13 protein-coding genes and 1 riboswitch are annotated in these 15202 nt (G+C 48.9%); of the genes, 7 read left to right on the plus strand and 6 right to left on the minus strand.

Annotated elements, in window-relative coordinates; translation table 11 throughout:
- Window positions 1–27 precede the first annotated feature (27 nt).
- Together ITJ88_RS14145 and ITJ88_RS14150 are read right to left on the minus strand one after the other, a co-directional pair.
- Window positions 28–1266, minus strand: coding sequence for an MFS transporter (locus ITJ88_RS14145; protein WP_195866062.1), 1239 nt, complete (start codon window positions 1264–1266; stop codon window positions 28–30).
- 26 nt (window positions 1267–1292) lie between these two features.
- A complete protein-coding gene (locus ITJ88_RS14150) occupies window positions 1293–1748 on the minus strand; it encodes a CBS domain-containing protein (RefSeq protein ID WP_035395501.1) in 456 nt (151 codons plus the stop codon).
- Between the two features lie 183 nt (window positions 1749–1931).
- On the opposite strand from ITJ88_RS14150, the gene ITJ88_RS14155 reads away from it, so the two are divergent.
- The gene (locus tag ITJ88_RS14155) at window positions 1932–2354 is read left to right on the plus strand and encodes a MarR family winged helix-turn-helix transcriptional regulator (protein ID WP_035395500.1); all 423 of its coding nucleotides are present in this window, start codon (window positions 1932–1934) and stop codon (window positions 2352–2354) included.
- A 68-nt stretch (window positions 2355–2422) separates the two neighbouring features.
- Here ITJ88_RS14155 and mmuM read toward each other — a convergent pair whose 3' ends face one another.
- The 4 genes from mmuM to ITJ88_RS14175 form a co-directional block, all read right to left on the minus strand.
- Complete coding sequence (gene mmuM / locus ITJ88_RS14160) at window positions 2423–3358, minus strand: homocysteine S-methyltransferase (RefSeq protein ID WP_195866063.1); 936 nt, start codon at window positions 3356–3358, stop codon at window positions 2423–2425.
- Window positions 3333–4736 (minus strand): amino acid permease, encoded by a 1404-nt coding sequence (locus ITJ88_RS14165; protein ID WP_195866064.1) that lies wholly within the window; start codon window positions 4734–4736, stop codon window positions 3333–3335. Before ITJ88_RS14165 ends, mmuM begins: the two co-directional genes overlap by 26 nt.
- 77 nt (window positions 4737–4813) lie before the next feature.
- Window positions 4814–4915: riboswitch (SAM riboswitch) on the minus strand.
- A gap of 108 nt (window positions 4916–5023) precedes the next feature.
- Window positions 5024–6490, minus strand: coding sequence for a polysaccharide pyruvyl transferase family protein (locus tag ITJ88_RS14170; RefSeq protein ID WP_195866065.1), 1467 nt, complete (start codon window positions 6488–6490; stop codon window positions 5024–5026).
- A 205-nt stretch (window positions 6491–6695) separates the two neighbouring features.
- Window positions 6696–7610 (minus strand): ketopantoate reductase family protein, encoded by a 915-nt coding sequence (locus ITJ88_RS14175; RefSeq protein ID WP_195866066.1) that lies wholly within the window; start codon window positions 7608–7610, stop codon window positions 6696–6698.
- A 182-nt stretch (window positions 7611–7792) separates the two neighbouring features.
- On the opposite strand from ITJ88_RS14175, the gene ITJ88_RS14180 reads away from it, so the two are divergent.
- The 6 genes from ITJ88_RS14180 (at window position 7793) to ahpF (ending at window position 15164) form a co-directional block, all read left to right on the plus strand.
- Complete coding sequence (locus ITJ88_RS14180; protein WP_064300753.1) at window positions 7793–8509, plus strand: GntR family transcriptional regulator; 717 nt, start codon at window positions 7793–7795, stop codon at window positions 8507–8509.
- Complete coding sequence (gene gntK, locus ITJ88_RS14185) at window positions 8502–10043, plus strand: gluconokinase (RefSeq protein WP_195866067.1); 1542 nt, start codon at window positions 8502–8504, stop codon at window positions 10041–10043. Before ITJ88_RS14180 ends, gntK begins: the two co-directional genes overlap by 8 nt.
- A gap of 24 nt (window positions 10044–10067) precedes the next feature.
- Window positions 10068–11414 carry a GntP family permease gene (locus tag ITJ88_RS14190; RefSeq protein ID WP_195866068.1) on the plus strand — a complete coding sequence of 449 codons (1347 nt, stop codon included), beginning with the start codon at window positions 10068–10070 and terminating at the stop codon, window positions 11412–11414.
- 20 nt (window positions 11415–11434) lie between these two features.
- A complete protein-coding gene (gnd, locus tag ITJ88_RS14195; protein ID WP_195866069.1) occupies window positions 11435–12835 on the plus strand; it encodes a decarboxylating NADP(+)-dependent phosphogluconate dehydrogenase in 1401 nt (466 codons plus the stop codon).
- Window positions 12836–13056: 221 nt separating this feature from the next.
- Window positions 13057–13620 carry an alkyl hydroperoxide reductase subunit C gene (ahpC, locus tag ITJ88_RS14200; RefSeq protein ID WP_023469815.1) on the plus strand — a complete coding sequence of 188 codons (564 nt, stop codon included), beginning with the start codon at window positions 13057–13059 and terminating at the stop codon, window positions 13618–13620.
- Between the two features lie 14 nt (window positions 13621–13634).
- Window positions 13635–15164, plus strand: a complete 1530-nt coding sequence (gene ahpF / locus ITJ88_RS14205; protein WP_195866070.1) for an alkyl hydroperoxide reductase subunit F — start codon at window positions 13635–13637, stop codon at window positions 15162–15164.
- Window positions 15165–15202: the final 38 nt, after the last annotated feature.

The raw sequence follows: 15202 nt of genomic DNA on the forward strand, positions 1-15202 counted from the left end.
GGATTCGCTTCGGCTGTTTTTTTGAAATTAATGTCCGCCTTCCGTCCGATCGATATGGCGAATGTGTTTGAGATTGACCCCGATGATGATGACGGATAAGAGGACGAAGCCACTTCCGACATAAAACGGTAGGTTTGCGTTGAAGATTTCAGCCAATTTACCGGCCATGAATGGCGCGATGGCTGCCCCGAGAAAACGTAGGAAACTGTATGCTGCAGATGCTGTCGAACGTTCGACAGGTGCTGCATCCATGACAGCGGTCGTGATGAGCGTGTTGTTATTCCCAAGCACGGCTCCCGCCAAGATGACACAGACGATGACAACGGCAGGTGTTTCCGTGAAGATCCCCATTAATAGAAGCAAGATTGCGAATGTGATCAACATCATGATCATCGCTTTGATCGTTCCGAACCATTGTTTCAGTTTCGGAGCCGTTAAGACCGATGTGATCGCAAGCAACATTCCCCAGCCGAGGAAGACGAATCCGAGTCCTTGCGCTGGTAGTTTCATGACGAATGGTGCATAGGCCATGATCGTAAAGAACCCAACGTTATAAAGTGCTGCAACGATCCCGAGCGTCAAGAGCGAACGATGCTTCATCGCTTGGAACGGTGCTTTTAATGATAGCTTCTGTTTCGGTGCGGCAGATGCTGCTGGTTTTGGCATTAAGAAGAGCAAGACGAGGAACGCGATGACCATGATTGTCGCAACACCCATGAACGGGGCGCGCCATGTGATTGAACCGAGCGTTCCGCCTAATAATGGTCCAATCGAAATCCCAAGACCAACGGCTGCTTCGTATAAAATGATCGCTTTGGCTGTTCCGCCTGACGACAGAGAAACGATCGCAGCGAGTGCTGTTGCGACGAATAAGGCATTCCCTAGTCCCCAACCACCGCGTAACGCGACGAGCGTCCAAATGCTGTCTGCTTGTGAAGCAAAACCAGCAACGGTTGCGATGACGGCGATCCCGAGCATCAATGTTCCTTTTTGACCAATCCGTGATGAGATCGCGCCTGTAATCAACATCGCGAATGCCATGACGGCGTTATAACTTGTAAATAAGAGCGTTACTTCACTTTTTGACGCTTCTAAATTCTCGGCAATCGTCGGTAAGACCGGATTGACGAGCCCCATTCCCATGAATGCTGTGATACTGGCGAAAAAGACTGCCCAGACAGCAACTGGTTGATGGAATAATCCATGTTTGCTTTCTGCTAATACCGTTTCCGGCTCAAGCGTCGTTGTTTTTTCAGCAAGTGCCATAGTGTCCCTTCTTTCTATTGGATGTGTTACATGAACTGTTTAAACGAATGGCGGATGACGTCGCCTCGACTAATGATCCCAACAAGCCGTCCTGCTTTCAGAATCGGAAGCTTTTTAATCCGTTTTGCGCCGAGCGTTGCTGCAATCTCTTCCATTTCTGTGTCAGCGTCCGCAGTTACGACTTTCCGGCGTGCCAGTTCCATGACAGGTCGATTCAAGATATGACGAATCCGATCTTCATAATCTTCTTCGTCTCCTTTGATGACATCTACATATAAGAATGTATCGACGATGATGTCCTTGTGTTTTCCGATCGCGCGCATGATATCTCCATCACTGATATACCCGACGACCTCCTGCTCAGCATTGATGACAGGAACGCCGCTAATACCAGATTGAATGAATCGTTCGATGACCGTCCGAATCAGATCTGTATCGTTTACCGTGATGACCTCTTGTTTCATCGACTCATAAGCTTTCATCTGAATTCTCCTTTGTCGTTCGTTTCTCATATGAAAAAAGTTGTATGATACAATTAAAAGAACAAAAATGATTGTATAATACAACTACAACTCTGTCAAGCCTCCTGCTTTTCGCATTGACAGCTTATCCACATTGGGTAATCATGAGGGACAGAGAGACTTTTTTGAAAGGGGAGATACCCGATGTCTCAACAAGCACTCGAAACCATTGAATTGGAGTTAGCGATCCTGATCCGGCGCTTGACGACAGCGACGGCAGACAATCGTAATTTAGATCGTGCTTCCTACCTCTTACTACGACAATTAGCGGATTCCGGCAACGTCGGTGTCAAAACACTTGCCCGTGAACTCCAGCTTGATGTCTCGACCGTCAGTCGCCAAGCTGCAGCGCTCGATCAGAAGCAACTTGTGGAAAAAGTAAAAGATCCGACAGATGGTCGTGCCTTCTTCTATCATATTACGGATAAAGGACAAGAAGAGCTCACGATTTACCGGACAGCACGTCTCGCGAGCATCGAACGTCTCCTGACGGATTGGCCATCGGACGATGCTGAAGATTTTGGACGTCTGTTGCAACAATTCAACCGTGCCTTGCGCGAGCGTTAACAAAATCACACCATTTAAAGGAACGGACGCAAAATCAATCGATTTCGCGTCCGTTTTTTCGTCATTCTTCATGATGTATGAGCAACCTGACAAACCGAACGAATTTGTGCGATGTGTTCAGGTGACGTTCGGCAACAACCGCCGATCAATCGTGCCCCTGCCTCATACCATGTCTTCGCGACGGTTTGGAACGACGTACACTGATTCGTACCTGACCACGTTTTTGCGACCGGATCATAGACTTCACCAGAGTTCGGATAGACGATGATTGGCACATCCGTCAACGCCTTGACGTGACGGATGAAATCGGTCGCGTAAGATGCCGGAAAACAATTTGCACCGATTGCTGCGAGCTGTGGATGTTGTCCAATTGTCTCAATACACGTCGCAAGTGCCGTTCCTTCACTAATGTGTGTCGCATCTTGAAGCGAGAACGTCAGCCAAGCGGACACTTCCGGATACGCTTCGAGAATCCGGAACAACACGACAGCTTCCTCGAGCGACGGTATCGTCTCAAATGCCAGTAGATCAGCCCCCGCTTCAATCAATGCTTCGATCCGTGGTCTGTGGAAGGCTTCTAGCACATCTGCTGACACCCCATAATGACCGCGATACTCAGAACCATCTGCTAAGTAGGCACCATAAGGACCCACTGATCCCGCGATCAATGCGTCACTCTTCCCGCTACGCGTGCGTGCTTTTTGCGCCAAGGTGACCGTTTGTCGAATCAGCGCCTGTGCTTCCGCTGTCGTGATATGACGTTGCTTGAATCCTTCGATACTTGCTTGATAGCTTGAAGTGATCGCGACATCGGCACCTACTTCAAAGTAGTCACGATGGACGTGTTCGATCTGTTCCGGTGCTTCGATCAAGAGACGTGCTGACCAAAGCGGGTCGTTCAGGTCGAATCCCTTCTGTTCAAGTTCGGTTGCAAGGGCACCATCTAAAATAAGAAAGGGAACTTCCTGTAATCGTTGATCAACTGGATTTTTGATTCGGGACATCTTCAACACTCCGTTTCTGAGCAGAATTCGTGAACGCATGAACGATATAACAGATCACGATGAATGGAATACCACAGTACAAGGCGATTCGTTGTGTCGGATCAAATCCGATACCAATCAGAGAAATCAAACAAACGACGAAAGCGGCGATCGGTACAAATGGAAAGAGTGGTGTGCGATAGACCAATTCGTCGACCGTATGCCCTTCGCGGAGGAATTGTTTCCGGAAACGATACTGGGCAACACTGATACTCATCCAAACAACGACAACAGCGAGACCGGAAATCGAGACGAGCGCGATATAGACACTTCCTGCTGCATAGATGCTAGACAGCAAGGCAAGTCCTCCACCAAGCATGCTGAACAATACCGCTCGAAGTGGAACCCCAATTGGTGTCACCTGGGCGAAGAAGCGTGGAATCATGCGTTCGTTCGCAAGCGACCAGAGCATCCGAGAGGCGGCGTAAAGTCCAGAGTTCGCTGCCGACAAGATCGCTGTCAAAATGACGAAGTTCATCACGTCTGCCGCGTAGGGAATTCCGATTCGTTCAAACACGGCGACGAACGGACTTTCGAGTACACCTTTCCCATCCGTTGGTAATAAGACGGCTAACACGATGATCGTACCGACGAAAAAGAGGACGAGTCGCAAGATCGTCGTCCGGATTGCAAGCGGAATCGTTCGTTTCGGATCGACTGCTTCACCCGCTGCGACACCGATTAGTTCCGTTCCCGAGTAAGCAAAGTTCACGGCAAGCATCGTCATGAAGATGACGAAAGCGCCATTTGGAAACAACCCGCCTTCGGTTAACGAAGAAAAGAATGGAGCCGGGCTACCATCTTGCAGTGGAATGAAGCCGACGATTGCTCCCGCACCGAGTAAAATGAACGCAATGATCGTCACGACCTTAATAGCGGAGAACCAAAACTCGACTTCAGCGAACACACGAACCTTCAAGACGTTGATACCAAGGATCATCGCAGCGAACAATGCGCTGAACACCCATACCGGAATCGACGGGAACCAACGTTGCATCAAAATGCCTGCTGCCGTGAATTCTGAACCAAGGGCGACCGTCCACGTCAGCCAGTAGAGCCAGGCCACTGTATAACCGGTACCGGGTCCGATGTACTTCGTTGCGTACTTATGGAATGATCCGGTTTCCGGCATATGCACGGCGAGTTCACCGAGACTTAACATGACTAAGTAAACGACGACGGTCCCGATCAAATACGATAAAATCGTTCCGACACGTCCTGCTTGTTCCAACGTATAACCTGTACTTAAAAATAATCCGGTTCCAATGACACCACCTAACGACAGCATGATCAGATGGCGTGATTCCATCTTGCGTCGAAATGCTCCGCTCGTTTTCATGAATCCATTTCCTCCTCATTCCACCTACTTCAAACAAAAAACGCATCCTCACGGATGCGTCGGTCGACAATTCGGAAATCTTATCGATCGGGTGCAGCACCCGCAGGAATTAGCACAGTATCTTTCGACCTGTTGCTGAGGTTTCATAGGGCCAGTCCCTCCACCTCTCTGGATAAGTATGTAATTGTTCCTAACCCTATCAAGTCTTTTCCGAATTGTCAACACAATTCAGAATACTTCTATCAAAAAAACATTCCGCATCGTATCGATCCGGAATGTTTGAAGGGTTACTTTTTAGCGAATAAATCCGCTGTTTTCAAGGCTGCACGAACCGCTTTCCGATTCAATGTTCCTTGCTGGTGCTTCATTTTCTTCGTTTGGGCAGCCAGTTGCGCTTTGAGTGCCGCAATCTCTTGATCCTTTTGAGCCATTCCTGTTTGTTTCTGCAATGCTTTGATTTTCTTATCTTTTTCAGCTAATTGTGCTTTTGTTTGTTTTTGCGCATCCGCAATCTTCTTCTCTTGTTCCGGGAAGAACCGTTCAAAACGAGCGACTGCTTCTTCAAGACTCACGCCAGAAATCGGCTGGACTGGTGGGAGCAACTCGGTTTGCGCCATTTGACGGTCAAACGGTACATTCTCAGGATAGTTCGTCTCTTGATAGATATGTTCAAGATCGTTCACGTTCAAGAAGTCAACGAAGTTGTCGAAGTTACGCGCTTGAACACGTGCCGGACTTTGGAAGTCAGCGCTTGCTACGACGTCGGATAATTGTGTATCCGCTGTAATGTCGTTCGCCCAAATATGCGTCAACTGATGGTAATCCGTCAATTCGCGCATCCGTGCATCTTTTGGAATGAGGATACTCGGCGTACCTGCAAGCGTTGCTGTGATATTTCCGTGCAAGCGCGCACCAAAACTAAGGTCTGCTTGTCCGATGAAATCGAACCATGTCTGTGCGTTCAAGAAGAAGCGGACCCGATCATTCATGTAAGCAGGATCCGACATCTTCACCGGATAGTTCGTCACTGAAAGATCTGCGATCGGGTGCGTTCCTGTATACGTCAACTTCAGTTCCTTCATCCACTGGGGAATGAAGTAATGATTCGGGTACTCTTCCATTCCGCGTGTAATGAAATCAAGGACGTTTTGTGGAGCCAAACGTGACGAGTTGACCGTAATCATCGATTCAGGTGTGATATTTGTTTCACGGATGTGCAAGTCGCGACCGAACGCGTACATCGAAGGACATCCGATGACGCGATGATCGATCCCTTCGCGGAAACCAAGACGTGTTAAGTATTTCGACGTGATCTCCCCGCGAAGACCAAGCATGCTCGAGCGCTCGAGAACGGCACTGACGAATGCTTTGACATCTTCATCGAATGGGAATCCACCATCTAAGTCTGGTTCAAACGGTGCACGTAACCCTACACCGATGACGACGACTGGAATTTTTAATTTTTTGATGAGACGTGTATATTTCCGTAACGTCGGTACGAATTCTTTTCGGAATGCATCCGCTAACGGAATGACATAAAGATCAAAGTTGGCATTGATTTCGTCTGCCCGTTCTTCGTCGTAATAGTAATAGTCAGGTGTAATCGTCGTACCTTCTGTCATCAACGTCCGAAAGATACTGTATTGATAGATAAGATTTCCAACGTTTCCTCCAATGGAATTATGTTTCATCAAATAAGGAGCATCGAACTGTTCGAATGGTGTCATACCTGCACGAATAATAATACGTTTCATAATGGATAAACTTCCCCTCTCGTCTGCTTCATTCGTCCTTGCAAGAAAAAAATACGGAAAAATATATTATCAGTTTTTTTCATTCTCATTAAGAATAGATGAACTTTATTTCGGAAGTCAACGATTCCTAAGGGAAACAGGTCTTTCGTCATCAAAACGAAACATTTGCACCACACCATCATTTTTCTAAAATAGAAAAATGTGACTATTTAATCGTTTCGAGATACATGCGTAGATTTGCTTCGACTAATTTTAAGGCATGCATCTGATCAGTCATAGAAGGCTTCAATAACGCACTGAAAAAATGTTCCACTTCGACGGGCTGACCCTTTTCCATGTCCCGTAACATCGATGATTTCATCGTATCTTCCATTGCATGCATCTGCTTCAGCAAGACCGCTTCTACATCGTCATTAAAGACTGCCCCTTGTTTTTCCATCGCCTGTTTCGCTTCCGACATGACGTCTAAAATCATTTGACGTCCGACAGCTTCTTCCCGAATCGGACCGATTGCTGAGCGAAATAGCGTCGTCACGCCCGCAAATGTCGAAATGAAGAGATACTTTTGCCACATGTCATCCATGATATGCATCGAGTACTTCATTGGTGCCTTCGCTTTCGCAAAACACGCTGCGATTTTCTCTAGACGCGCTGTTGGTTTACCGGTTCGTGAACCAAACAACAGCCGATGCGACGGGCTTGTCTGTACAATGCGCCCTTCTGCATCAAGCGTCGACTCAATGAAGCAAAGACCGCCCAGTACTCGATCTTCTCCAAAGACTTCTGTTAACCGTCGAATATGCTGCATGCCGTTCAACAAAGGAATGATGTACGTCTCGCTCGAAACGAATGGCGCAAGATCCTGTAGGACGTCATCTAAGTGATAGGCTTTCGTCGAAAGCAAGATGACATCAAATGCACGATCCGGTCGCATGTCTCGTGTTATCAACTGAGGCGTAATCGTCATATCACCATGAGGACTAGTGATGTGCAGTCCTGTTTTTTGTAGTTGTTCATATCGATTCGAACGGACAAGGAATGTCACCTGTTCCCCTTGCTCAGCAAGACGACCTCCGAAATATCCTCCAACTGCCCCTGCACCTACAACTAACATGTTCATATGTACTATCTCCTCCTTACCCGTTCTGTGCGTTGCTTACTCCTTCACCCTAACATATTTGGAACCGATTTCCTGATTTCTGTGTGGATCGATTTGTTTTAAGTTAAGCGTTTGCATTTTAGAAAAAAACGTATATACTAACTTGTATACAAGTATACTCACTTTAGAAATCAGGTGATTCCATGTCAGAAATGTTATACCCCTTGAAGTGGTTATCAAAAGCTTCCGCCGGAGATCGTGTTGCACACGAGCTACGGATGCGCATCATTTCAGGAAGGATTGAAAGCGGTACCATCTTATCTGAGAACAAATTAGCCTCTGACTTTTCAGTCAGTCGCTCGCCTGTCCGTGATGCGTTAAAGGTCCTTGCATCCGAACAATTGATTCGTCTCGAGCGGATGGGAGCGGTCGTCGTCGGTTTGTCTGAGCGCGACATTCAGGAAATCTATGATGTCCGGCTACTCATCGAAACATTCGTCTTCGAACGACTTGTCAAAATCGAACGGGCAGAACTCGTCCGGGAACTCAGTAAGATTCTCGAAATGATGAAGGTTGCCATCAAATACAAGGATGCCGATGAATTCTCCTTCCAGGATGTACTGTTTCATGAAACGATCATCCGCTCGATTGATCATGGATATGTCAGCATGATTTGGCAAAATCTCAAACCGGTCATGGAAAGTTTCATCCTCCTATCGATGCGGGTACGATTCGAGGAAGACATCGAAGACTTCGAACGCATCCTCGCGAACCACGCCTTGTACATCGAAGCGATTGAGACAGGTGACCGTGAACGGATGGTTGCTTCCTTACATCAGAACTTTGATGACGTCCAGGAAGTCGAAGATCTCTGGAAAACGCAACAAATGATGTCGAAAGGAGTCGATTCACATGACTGAATACATGTTAGGCGTCGATATCGGAACGACGAGTACGAAAGCAGTCCTATTTACGACAAAAGGAGAAGTCATCGGACAAACAAACGTCGGTTACCCGCTCCACACACCGAATCGCTCGACGGCGGAGCAGGATCCGGAAGAAATTTTCGATGCGGTACTCGAATCGATCCGTTTGATCACGAAGCGTCATCCGAGCATGCCACCAAAGTTCGTCGCGTTCAGTAGTGCCATGCACAGCTTGATCGCAATGGACGCACAGCATCAACCATTGACTGCCTGCATCACGTGGGCGGACAGTCGGAGTGAAGCATGGTCGAACAAGATCAAGGAACAATATGGTCTATCGATCTATCACCGGACCGGAACACCGATTCATCCGATGTCACCGCTCAGCAAAATCAGTTGGCTCGTCGAAGATCGTCCGGAGCTCCATGCTCAAACGAAAAAATATGTCGGGATCAAGGAGTTCGTGTTTCAAAGATTGTTCGGCAGATATGTCATCGACCATTCTCTCGCTTCAGCAACCGGTCTCTTCAACATTCATGAATTAGGCTGGGATACGGGCGCGTTACACGTCGCAGGGATCGATGCGAGTTATTTATCGGAGCCGGTACCGACAACGACATCATGTACCGGACTGAATGTCGATTACGCACGACAAATGGGACTATCCGTCGATACGCCGTTCTTAGTCGGTGCCAGTGACGGTGTCCTCTCGAATTTAGGCGTCAACGCGATACGCAAAGGGGAAATTGCGATCACGATCGGAACGAGCGGCGCCATCCGAACAATTATTGATCGTCCGCAGACGGATGAAAAAGGACGGACGTTCTGTTACGCACTGACCGAGGACCACTGGGTCATCGGCGGACCTGTCAACAATGGCGGAATGGTCTTACGGTGGATCCGAGACGAACTCGCGTCAGCCGAAGTCGAGACAGCAAAACGTCTCGGCATCGATCCGTACGCCGTCCTGACGAAGATTGCCGAACGCGTCCGCCCGGGATCTGACGGACTGTTGTTCCATCCTTACCTGTCCGGCGAACGAGCGCCGCTCTGGAATCCGGACGTCAGCGGTTCGTTCTTTGGTTTGACGCTTTCGCATAAAAAAGAGCACATGATCCGAGCGGCACTAGAAGGCGTCATCTACAATCTCTATACCGTCTTCCTTGCACTCGTCGAGTGTATGGACGGTCCTGTGACGCGGATTCAGGCGACCGGTGGCTTTGCCCGGTCCGAGGTCTGGCGCCAAATGATGGCGGACATCTTTGAATCGGAAGTCGTCATTCCGGAAAGCTTTGAAAGTTCATGTCTCGGTGCGTGTATTCTCGGACTGTATGCGACAGGGGAAATCGATTCGTTCGAAGTCGTCTCCGAGATGATCGGGGAAACGCATCGCCATGTACCAAATGAAGAAGCGATGCATGAATATCGTCAGCTTTTACCGATTTTCATTAGCCTGGCGCGGACATTGTCCGAGGATCATAAACGAATCGCTACGTATCAACGGAGCTTGATTCAAGAAGAAAACTAACTTAATCTTTTGGGGGAAGTCATCATGCCTTTAGTCATCGTAGGAATTGGGATCGTCGCGTTGCTCGTTCTCATCATGGGGTTGAAATTAAATACGTTCGTCTCACTCATCATCGTTTCCTTTGGCGTCGCACTCTTGCTCGGCATGCCGCTCGATCAGATCGTCAAGACGATCGAAGCCGGTATCGGCGGAACACTTGGTCACCTCGCACTGATCTTCGGTCTTGGTGCGATGCTTGGGAAGCTGATCGCTGACGCCGGGGGGGCGCAGCGAATCGCGATGACGCTTGTTGCCCGATTCGGGGAAAAGAACATCCAGTGGGCTGTCGTCGTCGCTTCATTCATCATCGGGATCGCCCTCTTCTTCGAAGTCGGACTCGTCCTGTTGATTCCAATCGTCTTTGCGATTTCACGTCAGCTTCGTGTCTCGATCCTATATCTTGGGATCCCGATGGTCGCAGCCCTATCCGTCACGCACGGTTTTTTACCACCTCACCCGGGTCCGACGGTCATCGCCGGTGAGTACAATGCCAATATCGGGGAAGTCTTATTGTATGGTTTCATCGTCGCTGTTCCGACAGTCATCATTGCCGGTCCCGTCTTTACGAAGATCGCCAAACGACTCGTTCCTGAATCGTTTACACGGACAGGAAACATCGCGTCACTCGGGGAACAAAAAGAATTTGATTTAGATGAGACACCAGGCTTCGGCATCAGTGTTTTCACGGCGATGCTACCGGTCCTCTTAATGTCGGTCGCAACAATCTTCACGCTCTTACAAGAAACACTCGGCTGGGGTGAAAACAGTGTCATCTCGGCAATCGAGTTCATCGGAAACGCTTCGACAGCGATGTTGATTTCACTGCTCGTCGCGGTCTACACGATGGGGATCGCGCGTAAGATTCCGATGCAATCTGTCATGGATTCCTGTACGACGGCGATCGCCCAAATCGGGATGATGCTGTTAATCATCGGCGGTGGCGGTGCCTTCAAGCAAGTCTTGATTGACGGTGGTGTCGGGAAATATGTCGCCCAATTATTTGAAGGATCAGCGTTATCTCCGATTCTGCTCGCTTGGTTGATTGCTGCGATTCTCCGGATCTCACTCGGTTCCGCGACAGTCGCTGCCCTATCAACAGCAGGTCTCGTCATTCCGTTACTCGAGCAATCCGACGTCAACTTAGCGCTCGTCGTTCTCGCGACTGGTGCAGGTAGTCTGATCGCTTCACACGTCAATGATGCAGGCTTCTGGATGTTTAAAGAGTATTTCGGATTATCATTAAAAGAAACGTTTGCGACATGGACTGTGCTTGAGACGATCATTTCCGTTTGTGGACTTGGGTTCGTTCTTCTCCTCAGCCTCGTCGTCTAAGAAAAGGAGTCGTTCTACTTATGCAACATTCTATCGGAGTCATCGGGCTTGGCGTCATGGGACGCAACCTGGCACTGAATATGGCGAGTCATCAAGAAGAAGTCGCCATCTATAACTACACACGTGATTTAACGGACGATCTCGTCGCACATGATGAGGGACTACCTCTTCATCCGTACTATGACATTGAAGCATTCGTTCAATCACTCGCTCGCCCACGGAAAATCTTCATGATGGTTACGGCTGGTAACGCGATTGATTCAGTCATCGAATCGTTGCTTCCGCATCTCGAAACAGGCGATATCATCATGGATGGTGGGAACTCTCACTTCCTCGATACAGAGCGTCGTTTCGACGAGTTACAACGCCATGGGATCGAATACATCGGCGTCGGTGTATCGGGTGGTGAAGTCGGTGCGCGGACCGGTCCTGCGATCATGCCGGGTGGATCGAAAGAAGCTTACGAACATGTCGCACCGATCTTGACGAAGATTGCTGCTCACGTCGAAGGAGATCCATGTTGTGTCTATATTGGTCCAAAAGGCGCTGGTCACTTCGTCAAGATGGTCCATAACGGGATTGAGTATGCGGACATGCAACTGATTGCTGAAGCGTATAGCTTCCTCCGTTTCCGTCTCGGACTCGATGTCACGGAAGTCGCGGACATCTTCGCCGAGTGGAACGAAGGTGAACTGAAAAGTTACCTGATTGAGATCACAGCGGACATCCTCCGAAAAACGGATGACGAGACAGGGCAACCGTTGATTGATGTCATTCTCGATCAAGCCGGTCAAAAAGGAACTGGAAAATGGACGAGCCTGCAAGCCATTGATAATGGGATCGCCTCTTCGATCATTACAGAAGCCCTGTTCGCGCGTTACCTTTCAGCTATTAAAGAAGAACGCGTCGCAGCGTCTGCTGTCCTAAAGGGTCCAGAAGACCTATCAACGCTTGAGCGAGACGCGTGGGTCGAACGGATTCGCCAAGCGCTTTATATGGGGAAAGTCGCTGCATACGCGCAAGGCTTCACCCAGTACCGAACGTCGTCTGAGTTGTATGACTGGAACTTACGCCTTGAGGAGATCGCCTTGATCTTCCGTGGTGGATGTATCATCCGGGCCGACTTCTTGAACGTCATCAGTGAAGCGTTCAAAAATGATGCGAACCTCTCGAACTTGATGCTCGCCCCGTTCTTCGCTGAGAAAGTACAGGCGTATCAAGAATCGTTACGTCACGTCGTTGCCGAGGGTGCGTTATCTGGTTTTGCACTCCCATCTCTATCGACGTCACTGACGTATTACGATAGCTACCGGACAGCGAATTCGAATGCCAACATGTTGCAAGCGCAACGCGATTATTTCGGTGCTCATACGTATGCTCGGACAGACCGCGAAGGGATCTTCCACACGGACTGGCAATAAAGAATACAGCTCCCGACTCCTGTTTCATTTAGGAGTCGGGATTTCTTTTTTTGTTCACACAATCTTTCCTGAAATAAGAAATTACTGATTATACCTTGACAAAAGTGTTGGTCTATATGAAATTAGTATTAGATTAGAATTATTCTAGTGTGATAAATACAGATTACCTGTATGCACTAGAACAGATTCTAAAAATAGAACCCTTGAGGAGGATTTTTATCATGTCTTTAATCGGAAGTGAAGTAAAACCATTCAGTGCATCAGCATTCCACAACGGAGAATTCGTTGACCTAACGGATGCTAACCTTCGCGGTAAATGGAGTGTCGTATGTTTCTACCCTGCAGACTTTACATTCGTTTGCCCGACAGAACTCGAAGATCTCCAAAACCAATACGAAACACTCAAAGCGCTTGACGTTGAAGTTTACTCTGTTTCAACAGATACGCATTTCACACATAAAGCATGGCACGAAACATCAGAAACAATCGGTAAAATCGAGTACGTTATGATCGGTGACCCATCACACGTCATCTCACGTAACTTCGAAGTCTTGAACGAACAAGATGGTCTTGCTGACCGCGGTACGTTCATCATCGACCCAGACGGCGTCATCCAAACGGTTGAAATCAATGCAGGTGGTATCGGTCGCGATGCAAGCACGCTCGTCAACAAAATCAAAGCAGCACAATACGTACGTAACAATCCAGGCGAAGTCTGCCCAGCGAAATGGGAAGAAGGCTCTGCAACACTCACACCAAGCCTTGACCTCGTCGGAAAAATTTAAGGAGCGGATTCGCGATGGCTTTAGCACCAGACATTAAAGCACAACTCGCGCAATACCTCGAGCTTCTCGAAGGCGATCTCGTCCTAGCGGTTAGCGCTGGGACAGACGCCGTCTCGCTTGAGATGAGCGCACTCGTCGAAGAGATCGCAAGCATGACACCACGCATCTCCGTCGAGCAGGCAAGCCTTCCCCGGACACCAAGTTTCACAGTCAACCGTGTCGGTGAGACAAGCGGCATCACGTTCGCGGGAATCCCACTCGGTCATGAGTTCACGTCCCTCGTTCTCGCTCTGCTACAAGTCAGCGGTCGAGCACCGAAGGTCGATGCGGACGTCATCAAGCAGATTCAAGGCATTCAAGAAACGTACCACTTCGAGTCGTACATCAGCCTGAGCTGCCACAACTGCCCGGATGTCGTACAAGCATTGAACGTCATGAGCGTCCTCAACCCGAACATCAGTCACACGATGATTGATGGGGCGGCATTTAAAGCAGAAGTCGAACAAAAAGAGATCATGGCTGTTCCGACGGTCTTCGTCAACGGCGAAGCGTTTGGGAACGGACGGATGTCACTTGAAGAAATCTTGGCGAAGCTTGGTACAGGTGCCGATGCTTCTGATTTCGCTGATAAAGATCCATACGATGTCCTCGTCGTCGGTGGTGGTCCAGCTGGATCGAGTGCTGCCATCTATGCAGCCCGTAAAGGCATCCGGACAGGAATCGTCGCAGAACGCTTCGGTGGACAAGTCATGGATACGATGAGCATCGAAAACTTCATCAGCATGAAGTACACGGAAGGACCAAAACTCGTCGCAAGTCTTGAGGAGCACGTCAAGGAGTATGGCATTGATGTCATGAACCTGCAGCGGGCAACTCGTCTTGAGAAGAAGGACCTCCTTGAGCTCGAGCTTGAGAATGGTGCTGTCTTGAAGACGAAGAGTTTGATCCTTTCAACAGGTGCACGCTGGCGTAACGTTGGTGTCCCAGGTGAACTCGAATTCAAGAACAAAGGCGTCGCGTACTGCCCACACTGTGACGGTCCATTGTTCGAAGGAAAACGTGTCGCAGTCATCGGTGGCGGAAACTCAGGGATCGAAGCAGCCATCGATCTCGCTGGAATCGTCAAGCATGTCACGGTCCTTGAGTTCGCACCGGAATTAAAAGCAGACGCTGTTCTTCAAGAACGCCTCGCTTCTCTTCCGAACGTCACGGTCGTCGTCAACGCACAGACGAAGGAAATCACGGGAACGGACAAAGTGAACGGGATCACGTACATCGAGCGCGAAACGAACGTTGAACGTCACGTCGAGCTCGAGGGTGTCTTCGTCCAAATCGGTCTCGTACCGAACACGGACTGGCTCGGTGAAACGGTGAGTCGTAACAAGTTCGGTGAAGTCCAAGTCGATCGCCACGGCGCAACGAACGTACCAGGCGTTTTCGCAGCAGGAGACTGCACAGATAGCGCGTATAAACAGATCATCATCTCGATGGGATCTGGTGCAACAGCTGCACTCGGTGCTTTCGATCACTTGATCCGAAATTAAACGAAAAGAGCGGAACTCAGACGAGTTTCGCTCTTTTT

The sequence above is a fragment of the Exiguobacterium abrahamii genome, assembly GCF_015645365.1.
Taxonomy (GTDB): domain Bacteria; phylum Bacillota; class Bacilli; order Exiguobacteriales; family Exiguobacteriaceae; genus Exiguobacterium_A; species Exiguobacterium_A abrahamii.

What these genes read in the sequence shown, in the direction of transcription:
- ITJ88_RS14145 (WP_195866062.1), bottom strand. Translation starts at nt 1,266, where the DNA reads ATGGCACTTGCTGAAAAAACAACGACGCTTGAGCCGGAAACGGTATTA.
- ITJ88_RS14150 (WP_035395501.1), bottom strand. Translation starts at nt 1,748, where the DNA reads ATGAAAGCTTATGAGTCGATGAAACAAGAGGTCATCACGGTAAACGAT.
- ITJ88_RS14155 (WP_035395500.1), top strand. Translation starts at nt 1,932, where the DNA reads ATGTCTCAACAAGCACTCGAAACCATTGAATTGGAGTTAGCGATCCTG.
- mmuM (WP_195866063.1), bottom strand. Translation starts at nt 3,358, where the DNA reads ATGTCCCGAATCAAAAATCCAGTTGATCAACGATTACAGGAAGTTCCC.
- ITJ88_RS14165 (WP_195866064.1), bottom strand. Translation starts at nt 4,736, where the DNA reads ATGAAAACGAGCGGAGCATTTCGACGCAAGATGGAATCACGCCATCTG.
- ITJ88_RS14170 (WP_195866065.1), bottom strand. Translation starts at nt 6,490, where the DNA reads ATGAAACGTATTATTATTCGTGCAGGTATGACACCATTCGAACAGTTC.
- ITJ88_RS14175 (WP_195866066.1), bottom strand. Translation starts at nt 7,610, where the DNA reads ATGAACATGTTAGTTGTAGGTGCAGGGGCAGTTGGAGGATATTTCGGA.
- ITJ88_RS14180 (WP_064300753.1), top strand. Translation starts at nt 7,793, where the DNA reads ATGTCAGAAATGTTATACCCCTTGAAGTGGTTATCAAAAGCTTCCGCC.
- gntK (WP_195866067.1), top strand. Translation starts at nt 8,502, where the DNA reads ATGACTGAATACATGTTAGGCGTCGATATCGGAACGACGAGTACGAAA.
- ITJ88_RS14190 (WP_195866068.1), top strand. Translation starts at nt 10,068, where the DNA reads ATGCCTTTAGTCATCGTAGGAATTGGGATCGTCGCGTTGCTCGTTCTC.
- gnd (WP_195866069.1), top strand. Translation starts at nt 11,435, where the DNA reads ATGCAACATTCTATCGGAGTCATCGGGCTTGGCGTCATGGGACGCAAC.
- ahpC (WP_023469815.1), top strand. Translation starts at nt 13,057, where the DNA reads ATGTCTTTAATCGGAAGTGAAGTAAAACCATTCAGTGCATCAGCATTC.
- ahpF (WP_195866070.1), top strand. Translation starts at nt 13,635, where the DNA reads ATGGCTTTAGCACCAGACATTAAAGCACAACTCGCGCAATACCTCGAG.